Source organism: Burkholderia paludis (genome assembly GCF_000732615.1).
GTDB lineage: Bacteria > Pseudomonadota > Gammaproteobacteria > Burkholderiales > Burkholderiaceae > Burkholderia > Burkholderia paludis.
The window spans coordinates 1-13,475 of the sequence record NZ_JPGL01000028.1; the positions used below are offsets into that span (position 1 = coordinate 1).

General features: G+C 63.5%; 17 protein-coding genes and 1 tRNA gene. 1 reads left to right on the plus strand and 17 read right to left on the minus strand.

Annotated features, from left to right (window positions below; translation table 11 throughout):
* Nucleotides 1–380 precede the first annotated feature (380 nt).
* The 8 genes from GQ56_RS0118530 to GQ56_RS0118565 form a co-directional block, all read right to left on the minus strand.
* Nucleotides 381–1,565 (minus strand): tyrosine-type recombinase/integrase, encoded by a 1,185-nt coding sequence (locus tag GQ56_RS0118530; RefSeq protein ID WP_031400073.1) that lies wholly within the window; start codon nucleotides 1,563–1,565, stop codon nucleotides 381–383.
* A 196-nt stretch (nucleotides 1,566–1,761) separates the two neighbouring features.
* A tRNA-Thr gene (locus GQ56_RS0118535) sits at nucleotides 1,762–1,837 on the minus strand.
* A gap of 19 nt (nucleotides 1,838–1,856) precedes the next feature.
* Complete coding sequence (locus GQ56_RS0118540) at nucleotides 1,857–2,381, minus strand: ClpXP protease specificity-enhancing factor (RefSeq protein WP_031400074.1); 525 nt, start codon at nucleotides 2,379–2,381, stop codon at nucleotides 1,857–1,859.
* A gap of 71 nt (nucleotides 2,382–2,452) precedes the next feature.
* The gene (locus tag GQ56_RS0118545; protein WP_006400565.1) at nucleotides 2,453–3,064 is read right to left on the minus strand and encodes a glutathione S-transferase N-terminal domain-containing protein; all 612 of its coding nucleotides are present in this window, start codon (nucleotides 3,062–3,064) and stop codon (nucleotides 2,453–2,455) included.
* A 93-nt stretch (nucleotides 3,065–3,157) separates the two neighbouring features.
* Nucleotides 3,158–3,916, minus strand: coding sequence for a cytochrome c1 (locus GQ56_RS0118550; RefSeq protein ID WP_031400075.1), 759 nt, complete (start codon nucleotides 3,914–3,916; stop codon nucleotides 3,158–3,160).
* A gap of 21 nt (nucleotides 3,917–3,937) precedes the next feature.
* Nucleotides 3,938–5,320: a cytochrome b gene (locus tag GQ56_RS0118555; protein WP_152601784.1), complete on the minus strand. Its 1,383-nt coding sequence runs from the start codon at nucleotides 5,318–5,320 to the stop codon at nucleotides 3,938–3,940.
* Entirely contained in the window at nucleotides 5,317–5,937 is a 621-nt protein-coding gene (gene petA / locus GQ56_RS0118560; protein WP_031400077.1) for a ubiquinol-cytochrome c reductase iron-sulfur subunit, read from the minus strand. The genes GQ56_RS0118555 and petA overlap by 4 nt, the downstream gene beginning before the upstream one ends.
* A 218-nt stretch (nucleotides 5,938–6,155) precedes the next feature.
* Nucleotides 6,156–6,902 carry a Nif3-like dinuclear metal center hexameric protein gene (locus tag GQ56_RS0118565; protein WP_031400078.1) on the minus strand — a complete coding sequence of 249 codons (747 nt, stop codon included), beginning with the start codon at nucleotides 6,900–6,902 and terminating at the stop codon, nucleotides 6,156–6,158.
* 21 nt (nucleotides 6,903–6,923) lie between these two features.
* Between GQ56_RS0118565 and GQ56_RS0118570 the strand changes: the two genes are divergently transcribed.
* Nucleotides 6,924–8,129, plus strand: a complete 1,206-nt coding sequence (locus GQ56_RS0118570; protein WP_031400079.1) for a Do family serine endopeptidase — start codon at nucleotides 6,924–6,926, stop codon at nucleotides 8,127–8,129.
* A gap of 190 nt (nucleotides 8,130–8,319) precedes the next feature.
* Here the strand turns inward: GQ56_RS0118570 and tatC are convergent, their stop codons facing one another.
* The 9 genes from tatC to hisA form a co-directional block, all read right to left on the minus strand.
* Nucleotides 8,320–9,108, minus strand: a complete 789-nt coding sequence (gene tatC, locus GQ56_RS0118575) for a twin-arginine translocase subunit TatC (RefSeq protein WP_031400080.1) — start codon at nucleotides 9,106–9,108, stop codon at nucleotides 8,320–8,322.
* A 41-nt stretch (nucleotides 9,109–9,149) separates the two neighbouring features.
* Nucleotides 9,150–9,680, minus strand: coding sequence for a Sec-independent protein translocase protein TatB (gene tatB / locus GQ56_RS0118580; RefSeq protein WP_031400081.1), 531 nt, complete (start codon nucleotides 9,678–9,680; stop codon nucleotides 9,150–9,152).
* 26 nt (nucleotides 9,681–9,706) lie between these two features.
* Complete coding sequence (gene tatA / locus GQ56_RS0118585; RefSeq protein WP_031400082.1) at nucleotides 9,707–9,943, minus strand: Sec-independent protein translocase subunit TatA; 237 nt, start codon at nucleotides 9,941–9,943, stop codon at nucleotides 9,707–9,709.
* Nucleotides 9,944–10,036: 93 nt separating this feature from the next.
* On the minus strand, nucleotides 10,037–10,402 hold the full coding sequence (locus GQ56_RS0118590) for a histidine triad nucleotide-binding protein (protein WP_031400083.1): 366 nt from the start codon (nucleotides 10,400–10,402) through the stop codon (nucleotides 10,037–10,039).
* Between the two features lie 31 nt (nucleotides 10,403–10,433).
* Nucleotides 10,434–10,826, minus strand: a complete 393-nt coding sequence (locus GQ56_RS0118595; protein ID WP_031400084.1) for a DUF4870 family protein — start codon at nucleotides 10,824–10,826, stop codon at nucleotides 10,434–10,436.
* 71 nt (nucleotides 10,827–10,897) lie between these two features.
* On the minus strand, nucleotides 10,898–11,263 hold the full coding sequence (locus GQ56_RS0118600) for a phosphoribosyl-ATP diphosphatase (RefSeq protein WP_006485344.1): 366 nt from the start codon (nucleotides 11,261–11,263) through the stop codon (nucleotides 10,898–10,900).
* On the minus strand, nucleotides 11,260–11,676 hold the full coding sequence (gene hisI / locus GQ56_RS0118605) for a phosphoribosyl-AMP cyclohydrolase (RefSeq protein WP_031400085.1): 417 nt from the start codon (nucleotides 11,674–11,676) through the stop codon (nucleotides 11,260–11,262). Before hisI ends, GQ56_RS0118600 begins: the two co-directional genes overlap by 4 nt.
* A complete protein-coding gene (hisF, locus tag GQ56_RS0118610; protein ID WP_031400086.1) occupies nucleotides 11,676–12,449 on the minus strand; it encodes an imidazole glycerol phosphate synthase subunit HisF in 774 nt (257 codons plus the stop codon). Before hisF ends, hisI begins: the two co-directional genes overlap by 1 nt.
* 109 nt (nucleotides 12,450–12,558) lie before the next feature.
* Entirely contained in the window at nucleotides 12,559–13,314 is a 756-nt protein-coding gene (gene hisA / locus GQ56_RS0118615) for a 1-(5-phosphoribosyl)-5-[(5-phosphoribosylamino)methylideneamino]imidazole-4-carboxamide isomerase (protein ID WP_031400087.1), read from the minus strand.
* Between the last annotated feature and the right edge of the window lie 161 nt (nucleotides 13,315–13,475).

The window sequence follows — 13,475 nt, forward strand, 5'->3', positions numbered from 1 at the left end:
TAGCCCTGGTCGAGCACCAGACACGCGGCTTGCTGTTTGAACTCCGGGGAAAACGTACGACGTCGCTTGGTCATTAGACACCTCTTCATGGCGAGCATTCTCGCCTAAATCAGTGTCCGGGTTCATTAGACCACTACATTTTCCGGCACCGGTACAAAAGCTCCAGCAATCGCTTGGACCAAGTCTCGGCAGTCAATCGGATCACCATCGGGTAAATCAACAACGGTGGCGGCGTGCATCCATCCTCCTCAAGGTCTGTGCTCGAACACCTATTACATCGGACGAAAGCTCGCGATCTTGAGCCTGCCGCGAAGTCCAGGTGTCGACCGGTGTTAGCGCCAGCACCCGTTACGATTTGTGCGGCCTAGAATTTGATGGCATCAGCGTGCCTTAAGTTTTTCCAGATAATCGGCCCATCTCTGCATCATGGCCTTCCGTTCTTTGATGAACTTTGTCCGGTTGTAAGCCTTCCCAAGTGTGTCGGGAACAGCATGCGCAAGCTGATGCTCGATTACTTCGGGCTTCTGCTCCAACTCCTCGTGCAAGATCGTTCGTGCCATCGCCCGAAAGCCGTGACCGGTAATTTCCGTCCGAGTGTCATAGCCCAGACGCCGAAGAGCCGCATTGATAGCGGCATCGCTCATTGGACGCTGGGTCGAACGTGCCCCCGGAAATACGTAACGACCGTTGCCTGTCAGCGCGTGAAGCTCTCGCAGAATCTGAACAGCCTGGGTTGCGAGCGGAACCAGATGCTCGGTCTTGGTCTTCGTAACAAGGTATCTCCACTCACCCTTATCGAGATCGAACTGAGTCCACTCGGCCTTGCGGAGCTCACCGGGCCGAGTGAATAGCAAAGGGGCAAGCCTCAGCGCACACAGGACGGGAAACGTACCGGAAAAACCATCGAATGCCCGAAGCATGGCACCGACTTTCGCCGGCTCTGTAATCGAAGCGAAATGCGTGGTCTGCGCCGGAGGAATGGCATTGACCAAGTCGCGAGCCGGATCAAACTTACAATAACCTTCCTTGATCCCATAACGGAATGCGCGACTGATTTCGCCACGAACCTTGTGAGCGGTAAAACGGGCACCACGGCTATCGATCCGCTTGAGGACCGCCAAGACTTCGGGTGCGTCGATCTCCGCTACCGGCCGCTTCCCGAGCCAAGGAAAAACATCCTTCTCGAAGCGAGCCTTGGTCTTCGCCATCGACCCGGCCGTAACATACGGCTTGAGTTCATCCATCCAGCCAAGCGCAACCATCTCGAAGGAATTGGTCGCCGCAAGGAGCGCTGCCCGCTTATCAGCTTTCTTCACCTCACCGGGATCGACGCCTGCCGCAAGCTTTTTCCGAGCGTCTTCACGCTTCTCGCGAGCAGCAGCCAGCGGCACATCTGGGTACACGCCCAAGGCCAGCCGCTTCTCCTTGCCCAAGAAGCGGTATTTGAGCCGCCAATACTTCCCGCCAGACGGTGAAACCTCAAGGTACATGCCGCCCCCATCCGCAAGGCGGTAGGGCTTTTCACGGGGAGCGGCTTTGCGAATCGCGACGTCGGTCAACGGCATAAGGCATCTACCTTACAGCGCTAGGGGGCACTTTTCCCGGGGGCATTTACCGAATTTCAGAGATTCCCCCGGTGGTGCCCCCACATGCCCCCGGATTCAGGCGGGCACCGTTGGACAGCATCGGAATAAAAAAACCCGCGAAGCCTTATGCTATCACGGGTTTCAGGATTTCCAAGGACGCCCTTGGATAGGTAATTGGTGCCGGCTGCAGGACTCGAACCCGCCACCTGATGATTACAAATCAACTGCTCTACCAGATGAGCTAAGCCGGCGTAAGCCCGAGATTCTACCTCATTTCACGATCTTGAGGCGAGGCCTGCTACCACCTTTCGAACCGTCGCCATCGCCGTCGGTTTTCGGCGGTTCGTCGGCGCCTTCGGAAGGCTCCTCGTTCGCGCCGCTGTCGGCAACCGGCGTCAACGCGGCAGGCAACTCGTCACGCTGCGCGTCATCCGCCGGCGCGTCCTCGTCGAACGCACCCGAATCCGCGCCCTCGCCCGCCACCGCATCGACCTGGAATGCCATGCCCTGCCCGTTCTCGCGTGCATAGATCGCGAGCACATTGGCAACCGGAATCTCGATCTTGTGCGCCTTCCCGGAGAACCGGGCCGTGAACTCGATCCACTCGTTGCCCATCTGCAACTGGCTCGTCGCCTCGAAGCTGATGTTGAGCACGATCTCGCCGTCCCGCACGAACTGACGCGGCACGCGCGTCGAGTTGTCGACTCTCACCGCGATATGCGGCGTGTAACCGTTATCGGTGCACCATTCGTACAGTGCGCGCAGCAGATAAGGCTTCGTTGAAATCTCTTGCATCACAATCCTCGAACCCGGAGCGGGGGCGCGGCGCACCGCGCCGCCCTCTCCGTCATGCCCTCATTGCATCATCAACGACGCATGACCTTTTCGGACGGCGTCAGCGCTTCGATGTAGGCCGGACGGCTGAAAATCCGTTCAGCGTACTTCATCAGCGGCGCGGCGTTCTTCGACAGCTCGATGCCGTAGTGATCCAGACGCCACAGCAGCGGCGCGATCGCGACGTCGAGCATCGAGAATTCCTCGCCGAGCATGTACTTGTTCTTCACGAAGATCGGCGCGAGCTGCGTCAGGCGATCGCGAATCGCAAGGCGTGCCTTCTCGTGGTTCTTCTCCGCAGCCTTGCCCTTCTCGTTCTCGAGCGTGCTGACGTGGACGAACAGTTCCTTCTCGAAGTTGAGCAGGAACAGGCGCGCACGTGCGCGTTGCACGGGGTCGGCCGGCATCAGTTGCGGATGCGGGAAGCGCTCGTCGATGTACTCGTTGATGATGTTCGATTCGTACAGGATCAGGTCGCGCTCGACCAGAATCGGCACCTGACCGTACGGGTTCATCACCGAAATGTCTTCCGGCTTGTTGAACAGGTCGACGTCACGGATTTCGAAATCCATGCCCTTCTCGAACAGCACCAGCCGGCAACGCTGGGAGAACGGGCAAGTTGTGCCGGAATACAGAACCATCATGTTTGCGTTTCCTCAAAAAAGCCGAGGGCCGGCACGCGGCGAAACCCCTTTCGGGACTCCGCCTTGCGCCGGCCCCACGCCGGTCAGGCGTGTTTACTTGATATCTTTCCAGTACGCGGCATTGAGCCGCCAGGCCAGGAAAGTCAGGACACCGAGAAAGATCAGCACCCACACGCCGAGGCGTTTGCGGGTCTGCTGGGCCGGCTCGGACATCCACGTCATATAGGCCACCAGGTCGGCAACCGCAGCATCATAATCCGGCGACGACAGCGTCCCCGGCGTGACCTGCTGGAAGCCGACGAGCGTGTGGACCTTCTCGCCCGTCTCCTCGTCCGTCTTGTCTTCGAATTTGGCGATGCGCTGCCCCTGCAGCTGCCACAGTACATGGGGCATGCCGACGTTCTCGAACACCGCGTTGTTCCAGCCGGTCGGCCGCGTATCGTCGCGGTAGAAACTCCGCAGATACGTATACAGCCAGTCGCGGCCGCGCGCCCGCTCCTCGACCGACAGGTCGGGCGGCGAGGTGCCGAGCCAGTTCTTCGCGTCTTCGGGCCGCATCGCGACGGACATCGTGTTCCCGACCTTGTCGGTCGTGAACAGGAGATTCGTTTCGATCTCCTTCGGGGATATGCCCAGATCCGTCAGACGGTTGTAGCGCATCAGGTTCGCGCTGTGGCAGTTCAGGCAATAGTTTACAAACAATTGCGCGCCGTGTTGAAGCGAAACGAGATTTTCCGTGTTATCGGGCGCCCGGTCGAGCGGAAAATTACCTTCCGCCCGAACCGCCGGCGCCGCCAGCAGCGCACACGCGGTCGCACCGATCAGCGCGAGCGTCGAAAGCAGTTTCTTCATGTCGTTCTCTCCTCGCTCACGTTAATGGGGCTTGAAGCGCACCCGCTCCGGCGGCTGCTTGAACGTGCCAAGCGGCGTCCAGACGGGCATGCCGAGGAAGAACGCGAAGTAGATCAGCGCGCAGCCCTGCGCGATCAGCGTCGCGGCCGGCGATGGCGGCCGTGTGCCGAGGAACGCGAGGGTCAGGAACGCCGCGACGAAGATCCCGAGGAACACCTTGTGGAACAGCGGCCGGTAGCGGATCGACTTCACCGGGCTGCGGTCGAGCCACGGCAGGAAGAACAGCGTGATCACCGCCGAGCCCATCACGACGACGCCCCAGAACTTCGATTCCGTCAGGTACATGAACACGACGATCGCCGCGGCCAGCACCGGCAGCCCGGCCTTCCACTTGCCGCGCGCACGGATCAGCGCGAGCACGCCAAGCAGCGCGATCACGATCATCAGCACGATCTTGAACGGGTCGGTGGTTGCCCGCAGCATCGCGTAGAACGCGGTGAAGTACCAGACCGGCGCGATCTCCGGCGGCGTCTGCAGCGGGTTCGCCGGGACGAAGTTGTTCGCCTCGAGGAAGTAGCCGCCCATCTCCGGCGAGAAGAACACGATCAGCGCGAACACCATCAGGAACACGCACACACCGAGGAAATCGTGCACCGAGTAATACGGATGGAACGGAATGCCGTCGAGCGGAATGCCGTTCTCGTCCTTTTTCGCCTTGATCTCGATGCCGTCCGGGTTGTTCGAGCCCACTTCGTGCAGCGCGACGAGGTGCGCGACCACGAGGCCGACCAGCACGAGCGGAATCGCGATCACGTGGAACGCGAAGAAGCGGTTCAGCGTGACGTCGGACACGACGTAGTCGCCGCGGATCCAAAGCGACAGGTCGGGGCCGACGAACGGGATCGCCGAGAACAGGTTCACGATCACCTGCGCGCCCCAGAACGACATCTGGCCCCACGGCAGCAGGTAGCCGAAGAACGCCTCGGCCATCAGGCACAGGAAGATCGCGCAGCCGAAGATCCACACGAGCTCGCGCGGCTTGCGGTACGACCCGTACAGCAGCCCGCGGAACATGTGCAGATAGACGACCACGAAGAACATCGATGCACCGGTGGAGTGCATGTAGCGGATCAGCCAGCCCCACGACACCTCGCGCATGATGTACTCGACCGACGCGAACGCGAGCGTCGAGTCGGGCTTGTAGTTCATCGTCAGGAAGATGCCGGTGACGATCTGGTTGACGAGCACCAGGAGCGCGAGGGAGCCGAAGAAGTACCAGAAGTTGAAGTTCTTCGGCGCGTAGTACTCGGAAACGTGCTTTTTCCAGGTGGACGTGAGCGGGAAGCGCTGATCGATCCAGCCGGTGAGACCTGTCGTGGAGACTTCCTTGTTATCGGCCATCACGCTTCTCCTTTCTCGTCCTTGCCGATCACGAGGGTCGTCGCCGACGTGAACATGTAGGGCGGGATGTCGAGATTCTGAGGCGCCGGCTTGTTCTTGAACACACGGCCGGCGAGGTCGTAGGTCGAACCGTGGCACGGGCACAGGAAACCGCCCGGCCAGTCGTCCGGCAGGTTCGGCTGCGGACCCGGCGTGAAGCGCTGGCTTGGCGTGCAGCCGAGGTGCGTACACACGGCCATCACGACGAGGATGTTCTTGCGATCGGCCCGCGAGCGATATTCGTTCGCGCAATACGCGGGCAACGGCATCGAATACGGGGATTTCGTGGTGGGGTCGGCCACTTCCTTGTCGGCCTTGACCACGTCGGACAGCATGTCGTCGGTGCGGTTCAGGATCCACACCGGCTTGCCTCGCCACGGCACGGTCACCATCTCGCCGGGCTTCAGGCCGCTGATGTCGACCTCGATCGGCGCACCGGCCGCTTTCGCTTTCGCGGACGGCGCAAGCGACGCCGCGAAAGGTATGACGGTGGCGACGCCTCCTACGCCACCTGCTACGGATGTCGCAATCAGCCAGGTACGGCGGCCGCTGTCGACGCGTTTCTCTTCCTTGTCTCGCATCTCACGCCCCACTTCTGAGTTGGATTTTCCGTCACGACTTTCCATTCCGCCGCTAGTTTGCTCGAATGGAGTCGCCATTTACAAGGCCCGGAGATGAAAATCCGTTCGAAGTGATTGATAGTCAAGGGTTTTCCCCCACTATCGGAGCGATTAAATCATTTCTCTTTTAAGCATTCGCTACATTTCAGAATGTCGATGCACCGCCGCAATTCCGGCGGTCAGACCGGATTATGGATATCGATAAAAAGGTGTTCGATATCGAATTCCTCGGACAAGTGGGCGCCCAGCGCCTGGATTCCGTAGCGTTCGGTCGCATGGTGCCCTGCCGCAACGAACGCGACGCCGCTCTCGGCTGCCGTGTGCGTCACGTATTCCGACACCTCGCCGGTCAGGAACACGTCGGCGCCGGCATCGATCGCCGCGTCGAAATAGCTTTGCGCGGCGCCCGTGCACCATGCGACGCGGCGCAGCTGCATGTCCACGTCGCCGAGCACGAGCGGCGTGCGGCCGAGCGTGCGCTCGACCTTTGCGACGAAATGCTCGAGCGTGACGGGCATCGGCAGCGTCGCCATCCAGCCGAGATCGCCTTCGCCGAAACGCTGCTCGCCGATCAGCCCGAGCCGCTCGCCGAGCTGCGCGTTGTTGCCGAACTCGGGATGCGCGTCGAGCGGCAGGTGGAACGCGAACAGGTTCAGGTCGTTCGCGAGCAGCAGCTTGAGCCGCTGGTACTTGCGGCCGGTGATCTGCGGGGCCTCGTTGCGCCAGAAATAGCCGTGGTGAACGAGCACGGCATCGGCCCCCCATTCGAGCGCGGCTTCGAGAAATGCGACCGACGCAGTCACGCCGGTGGCGATCTTCTCGATCTTGCGGCGCCCCTCGACCTGGAGGCCGTTCGGGCAATAGTCCTTGAAGCGGGCGGTTTCAAGGGTATTGTTCAAGTACAATTCAAGTTCGATCCGATCCATATAAACCTCTAATCCATTCAGATGCTTAGACGCTTCTGGCTGTTCTTCGCGCAGGCGGTTACGGTACTGCTCGCGCTGATGTTCATCGTCGTGACGCTCAAGCCGCAATGGCTGCAACGGCAAGGACAGCTCGGCAAGCAGCTCGCCACGCCGATCGTTGCGCTGCGGGAAGTCGCGCCGGGCATCGGCGGCGCGCCGGCGACCACGTCGTACGCCGAAGCCGCGCAGAAGGCGATGCCGGCCGTCGTCAACGTGTTCTCCAGCAAGGACGGCTCGCTGCCGCCCGATCCGCGCGCGAAAGATCCGCTGTTCCGCTACTTCTTCGGCGACCGCAATGCCCGCAAGCAGCAGGACGAGCCGGCCGCCAACCTGGGCTCGGGCGTTATCGTGAGCCCTGAAGGTTACATTCTAACGAACCAGCACGTCGTGGATGGCGCCGACCAGATCGAAGTCGCGCTCGCCGACGGCCGTACGGCCACCGCGAAGGTGATCGGCAGCGATCCCGAGACGGATCTCGCGGTGCTGAAGATCAACATGACGAACCTGCCGACGATCACGCTCGGCCGTTCCGACCAGTCGCGGGTCGGCGACGTCGTGCTCGCGATCGGCAACCCGTTCGGCGTCGGCCAGACGGTCACGATGGGGATCATCAGCGCGCTCGGCCGCAACCACCTCGGCATCAACACGTTCGAGAACTTCATCCAGACCGACGCGCCGATCAACCCCGGCAACTCGGGCGGCGCGCTGGTCGACGTGAACGGCAACCTGCTCGGCATCAACACGGCCATCTATTCGCGCTCGGGCGGCTCGCTCGGCATCGGCTTCGCGATTCCCGTGTCGACCGCGCGCACGGTGCTGGAAAGCATCATCACGACCGGCTCGGTCACGCGCGGCTGGATCGGCGTCGAACCGCAGGACGTCACGCCGGAGATCGCCGAGTCGTTCGGGCTGTCGCAGAAATCGGGCGCGATCGTCGCCGGCGTGCTGCAGGGCGGTCCGGCCGACAAGGCCGGCATCAAGCCGGGCGACATCCTGGTCACGGTCAACGGCGAGGAAATCACCGATACGACGAAGCTGCTGAACACGGTCGCGCAGATCAAGCCGGGCACGCCGACCAAGGTGCACGTGGTGCGCAAGGGCCGGGAGTTCGACGTGAATGTCGTGATCGGCAAGCGTCCGCCGCCGCCGAAGCAGACGCTCGACGACCAGGACAGCGACACCGAATGACGTCCGGGGCGTGCGGCCCGCGCCGCACGCAGCCGGAAAAGAAAAAGGGCAGCCGGCGGCTGCCCTTTTGCATTGCATCCAAGCCCTCGCGTTGCCGGAGCGACGGCCCTCGCCGCCCATGTTCCGGCCGGCAACGCCGCCGGGCCCGGCTGGAAGGCCAACCGCGGCACGCGGCCGCGGCGCGCTGCGGTCAATGTGCGGCTTCGCCGTTCCCCGCTTCGCCTTCGTCGGCCGGCTTCTTCGGCACGAAGAACCGCGCGGCCAGGATCCCGGCCTCGTACAGCACGATCAGCGGCAACGCGAGCATCAGTTGCGAGAACACGTCCGGCGGCGTGACGACCGCCGCGACGACGAACGCGCCGACGATCACGTACGGCCGGATTTCCTTCAGCTTCTTCACCGTCAGCACGCCCATCCGGACGAGCAGCACGACGATGATCGGCACCTCGAACGTGACCCCGAACGCGATGAACATCCCGAGCACGAAGCTCAGGTAATTGTCGATGTCGGTCGTCATCTCGGCGCCGAGCGGCGCGTTGTAGTGCGCCATCACGCGGAAGATCGTCGGGAACACGAGGAAGTACGCGAATGCCATCCCGCACAGGAACAGGAAGTAGCTGCTGCCGACCAGCGGCACGACGAGCTTCTTCTCGTGCTGGTACAGGCCCGGCGCGACGAACGCCCAGATCTGGTACAGCACGACCGGCAGCGCGATCACGAGCGCGACGAGCATCGTGACCTTCATCGGTACGAAGAACGAGCCGGTCACGTCCGTCACGATCATCTTGCCGTCCTTCGGCAGGTTCTCCATCAGCGGCCGCGCGAGCAGCCGGAAGATGTCGGGCGCCCAGTAGACGAGCCCGACGAACACGACGATCACGGCCAGCCCCGCGCGAATGATGCGATCGCGAAGCTCGACGAGATGGGAAATGAAAGTTTCTTCCGGGGCGTCGCCCGGGTTCTGCTGGGGGTCGCTCACACCGGCCCTCGGTAGGATTGACGAGCGAGCATGCGCTCGGCTCAGAAGAAGCGCGTCGGCCGGCGCAGGCTGGCCGGCTGGTGGCGCGCGACACGCGCGGCGCCCGACTGCACGTGCGTGCGGCGGGTGGTCGCGCGCTTGTACCAGACAGGCGTCGCCGCCTGCTTCACACGCCAGTTGCGGCGCTTCGACGCGAGCGCGGCGGGACTGCCGCGCCAGGACGGCGCCGCGGGCATGCCGGAACCATCGGAGCCGGCGGCGCCTGCCGCTTCGTCAAGGCCGCCGACCGCGGAATGCCACGTGTCGCTCAGTTCCTTCTCGTGCTCGCGCAGGTTGTCGTGAATCGTCGTCTCGACATTGCGCGCGGCCGCCTCGAAATCGGTCTTCATCGTCCGCAATGCGTCGAGTTCGATTTCGCGCGAGACCTCGGCCTTCACGTCGTTGATGTACCGCTGCGCGCGGCCGAACAGCGCGCCTGCCGTACGCGCGACGCGCGGCAGGCGCTCGGGGCCGAGCACGACGAGTGCGACGACGCCGATCAGCGCCATCTTCGAAAGACCGAGATCCAGCATCGCAAATGCCTGTCAGCGTGCCGGCGTTACGCCTTGTTCGAATCGGAACGCGTCGTGTCCTTCGCGTTGACGTCGACCGAGCCCGAGCCCGAGCGCGGCAGCTGCTGCGCATCCGCCGGGGCCTCGCCGTCCTTCATGCCGTCCTTGAAACCCTTTACGGCGCTGCCGAGATCGTTGCCGATGTTGCGCAGCTTCTTCGTACCGAAAACCAGCGCGACAATCAGCAGCACGATCAGCCAGTGCCAAATGCTCAATCCACCCATGATGAAACCTCTCCTCAACCACACCGCCACGCGGCGCAAATCGCCGGCAACGCGCCGGCTTCGACTATCGATGCGGGGATACGCCCCGCGTCGTCAACCCATCCGCTGCCAGGGGCGCGGACCGGCCAGGATATGCGCGTGCAGGTGGTAGACCTCCTGCCCGCCGCCGGGGCCCGTGTTGATCACCGTACGGAAACCGGTTTCGCCCCCCGTATACGCGACGCCCAATTGCTCGGCGAGACGCGAGACGAGCAGCATCAGCCGGCCGAGCATCGGCGCATCGGCCTCGCCCGCCGCCGACAGCGTCGGCAGGTGCCGGCGCGGAATCACGAGCACGTGCGTCTCGGCCGCCGGGCGGATGTCGCGGAACGCGACGAATTCATCGTCCTCGTGCACCTTCGTGCTCGGGATCTCGCCTGCCGCGATCTTGCAGAACAGACAATTCGGATCGTGACTCATGTTGCTCCTGCGAAACGCTCGCGCGCGGCCGTCAGAACCACGCCTTGGGATCGAGCGCCTTGTTGTCGTTCAGGTACAGCCAACCCTTGATGATACGGTACAGCGTCCAGATCCATGTGACAAACATCACTGCGAATCCGATCACCACGAACGCCAGCGCGAACCCTATCACGTACGCGAAAAACGCGCGCCAGAACGTGCGGATCTGCCATTCGAAGTGAGCCGCGTACGGCGTGCCGGCCACATCGTCGCGCTTCACGTAGTTGATGATGATCGCGATGATGCCCGTGATGCCGCCCGTCAGCCAATGGAACGCATAGAGGCCATAGAGCACGTGAGTCAGCGTGCGCAGCCCGTTCAGGCGTTCGGCGTCCGCCGCCCCCGGCACCGCAGGCGTCGGAAACTGGTTCGACGTATCGTTCATGATGCTACCCCCGTTAGATGACAATTCTTACAGCTTACCGCACTGTCGCCACCGCAGCGGGCCGCTGCATGTCACCCGCCGTTTTCCTCGCGCTCGCGGCGCTTGCGCAGCGCCTTTTCCTCGATGCCCGACAGCCCTTCGCGACGCTCGAGCTCGGCGATCACGTCGGCCGGGCTCAGGTCGAAGTGCGACAGCATCACGAGGCAGTGGAACCACAGGTCGGCCACCTCGCCGACGAGCGCGGTCGGCGCGCCGCCCTGGCGCACGTCCTTCGCGGCCAGTACGACCTCCGTCGCCTCTTCGCCGATCTTCTTCAGCACCGCGTCGTCGCCCTTGTGGAACAGGCGCGACACGTACGATTGGTCGGGGTCGCCGCCCTTGCGGCTATCGATCACGGCGGCGAGGCGCAGCAGCGTGTCTTCGGTCGATTGCGTCATTTGTAGATGTGTTCGGGATCTTTCAGCACCGGCTCGACCGCGACCCAGTCGCCGTTGTCGACGGTGCCTTCGAATTTCTGGAAGAAGCACGAATGCCGGCCGGTGTGGCATGCGATGCCCGACACCTGCTCGACCTTCAGCAGCACGACGTCCTCGTCGCAGTCGAGCCGCACCTCGTGCACGTGCTGCACGTGGCCCGACTCCTCGCCCTTGAACCACAGGCGCTTGCGCGAACGCGAATAGTAGACCGCGCGCTGCGTCTCGATCGTCTTCGCCAGCGCCTCGCGGTTCATCCACGCGAACATCAGCACGTCGTTCGTCGCCGCTTCCTGCGCGATCACCGGCACGAGGCCGTTGTCGTCCCAGCGGACCTTGTCGAGCCACGCGGGCAGGGATGTCGTTTCGGTATTCATCACAGCCTCACCGGGATGCCCTGGCCGGCCATGAAGCGTTTCGCCTCGCCGACCGTATGCTCGCCGTAGTGGAAGATGCTCGCGGCCAGCACCGCATCGGCGCGGCCGTCCTTGATGCCGTCGGCCAGGTGCTGCAGCGAGCCGACGCCGCCGGAAGCGATCACCGGCACCGGCACCGCGTCCGACACGCCGCGCGTGAGCGCGAGGTCGAAACCCGACTTCGTGCCGTCGCGGTCCATGCTGGTGAGCAGGATCTCGCCCGCGCCGAGTTCGGCCATCCTGCGCGCCCATTCGATCGCGTCGAGGCCCGTGTTCTTGCGGCCGCCGTGCGTGAAGACTTCCCAGCGCGGCGTCTCGCCGTCGGCCGACACGCGCTTCGCGTCGATCGCGACGACGATGCACTGCGAGCCGTACTTGTCGGCCGCGTCGCGCACGAGTTGCGGGTTCGCAACCGCCGACGAATTCATGCTGACCTTGTCCGCGCCCGCGTTCAGCAGGCGCCGCACGTCCTCGACGGCGCGCACGCCACCGCCGACGGTCAGCGGAATGAACACCTGCGACGCCACGGCTTCGATGATCGGCAGGATCAGGTCGCGCTGGTCGGACGTCGCGGTGATGTCGAGGAACGTCAGTTCGTCGGCGCCCTGCTCGTCGTAGCGGCGCGCGATTTCGACGGGGTCGCCCGCGTCGCGCAGCTCGACGAAGTTGACGCCCTTGACGACACGCCCGGCAGTCACGTCCAGGCAGGGGATGATGCGTTTAGCTAGAGCCATGATGTTGCGCCAAATGCCGCGCTGGGACGGCCGGTTGCGGAAGCCTCGCGCGAGGCTCCCGGTCGGAGCCGCCGCCTGCGGGCGGCCCCGGCGAACGGGACAAGCGCGCTTACGCGTTGTCGAGTTCGCCGTTCAGTTCGTCCGCGCGCTTTTGCGCGGCCGCGAAATCGAGATCGCCGGAGTAGATCGCACGGCCGCAGATCACGCCTTCGACGCCGTGCTCTTCCACTTCGCACAGGTTCTCGATGTCCGTGAGGTTCGACAGGCCGCCGCTGGCGATCACCGGGATGCCGACCGCCTGTGCGAGCTTCACGGTCGCCTCGATGTTGATGCCCTGCAGCATCCCGTCGCGGCCGATGTCCGTGTAGACGATCGATTCGACGCCGTAGTCCTCGAACTTCCGCGCGAGATCGATCACTTCGTGGCCGGTCAGCTTGCTCCAGCCGTCGGTCGCGACCTTGCCGTCCTTCGCGTCCAGCCCGACGATGATGCTGCCGGCGAACGCGGTGCACGCGTCCTGCAGGAAGCCCGGGTCCTTCACGGCCGCGGTGCCGATGATGACGTAGGACAGGCCCGCGTCGAGGTATTTCTCGATCGTCTCGAGGCTGCGGATGCCGCCGCCGAGCTGTACGGGGATTTCATCGCCGACCTCTTCGAGGATCGCCTCGATCGCCTCGAGATTCTTCGGCTTGCCGGCGAACGCGCCGTTCAGGTCGACGAGATGGAGCCGCCGGGCGCCGAGATCGACCCACTTGCGGGCCATCGCCGCCGGGTCCTCGGAAAAAATCGTGGCCTGGTCCATATCGCCCTGTTTGAGGCGCACACACTGACCGTCTTTGAGATCGATGGCCGGAATCAGCAACATAGCTATCGGGTGTCGTCGTGGAAAAAGAAAAGAATCCGGCGCGTACCGGCCAATCCGGTACCGCGCCGTCTCGCTAGTTTAGTACAACTCTTTCGGCGCTTTGGCGTGCCAGCACCGTGCGACAGGCCTCTGCGGCCCGCCGATTGTGGCACGCCCGCGAC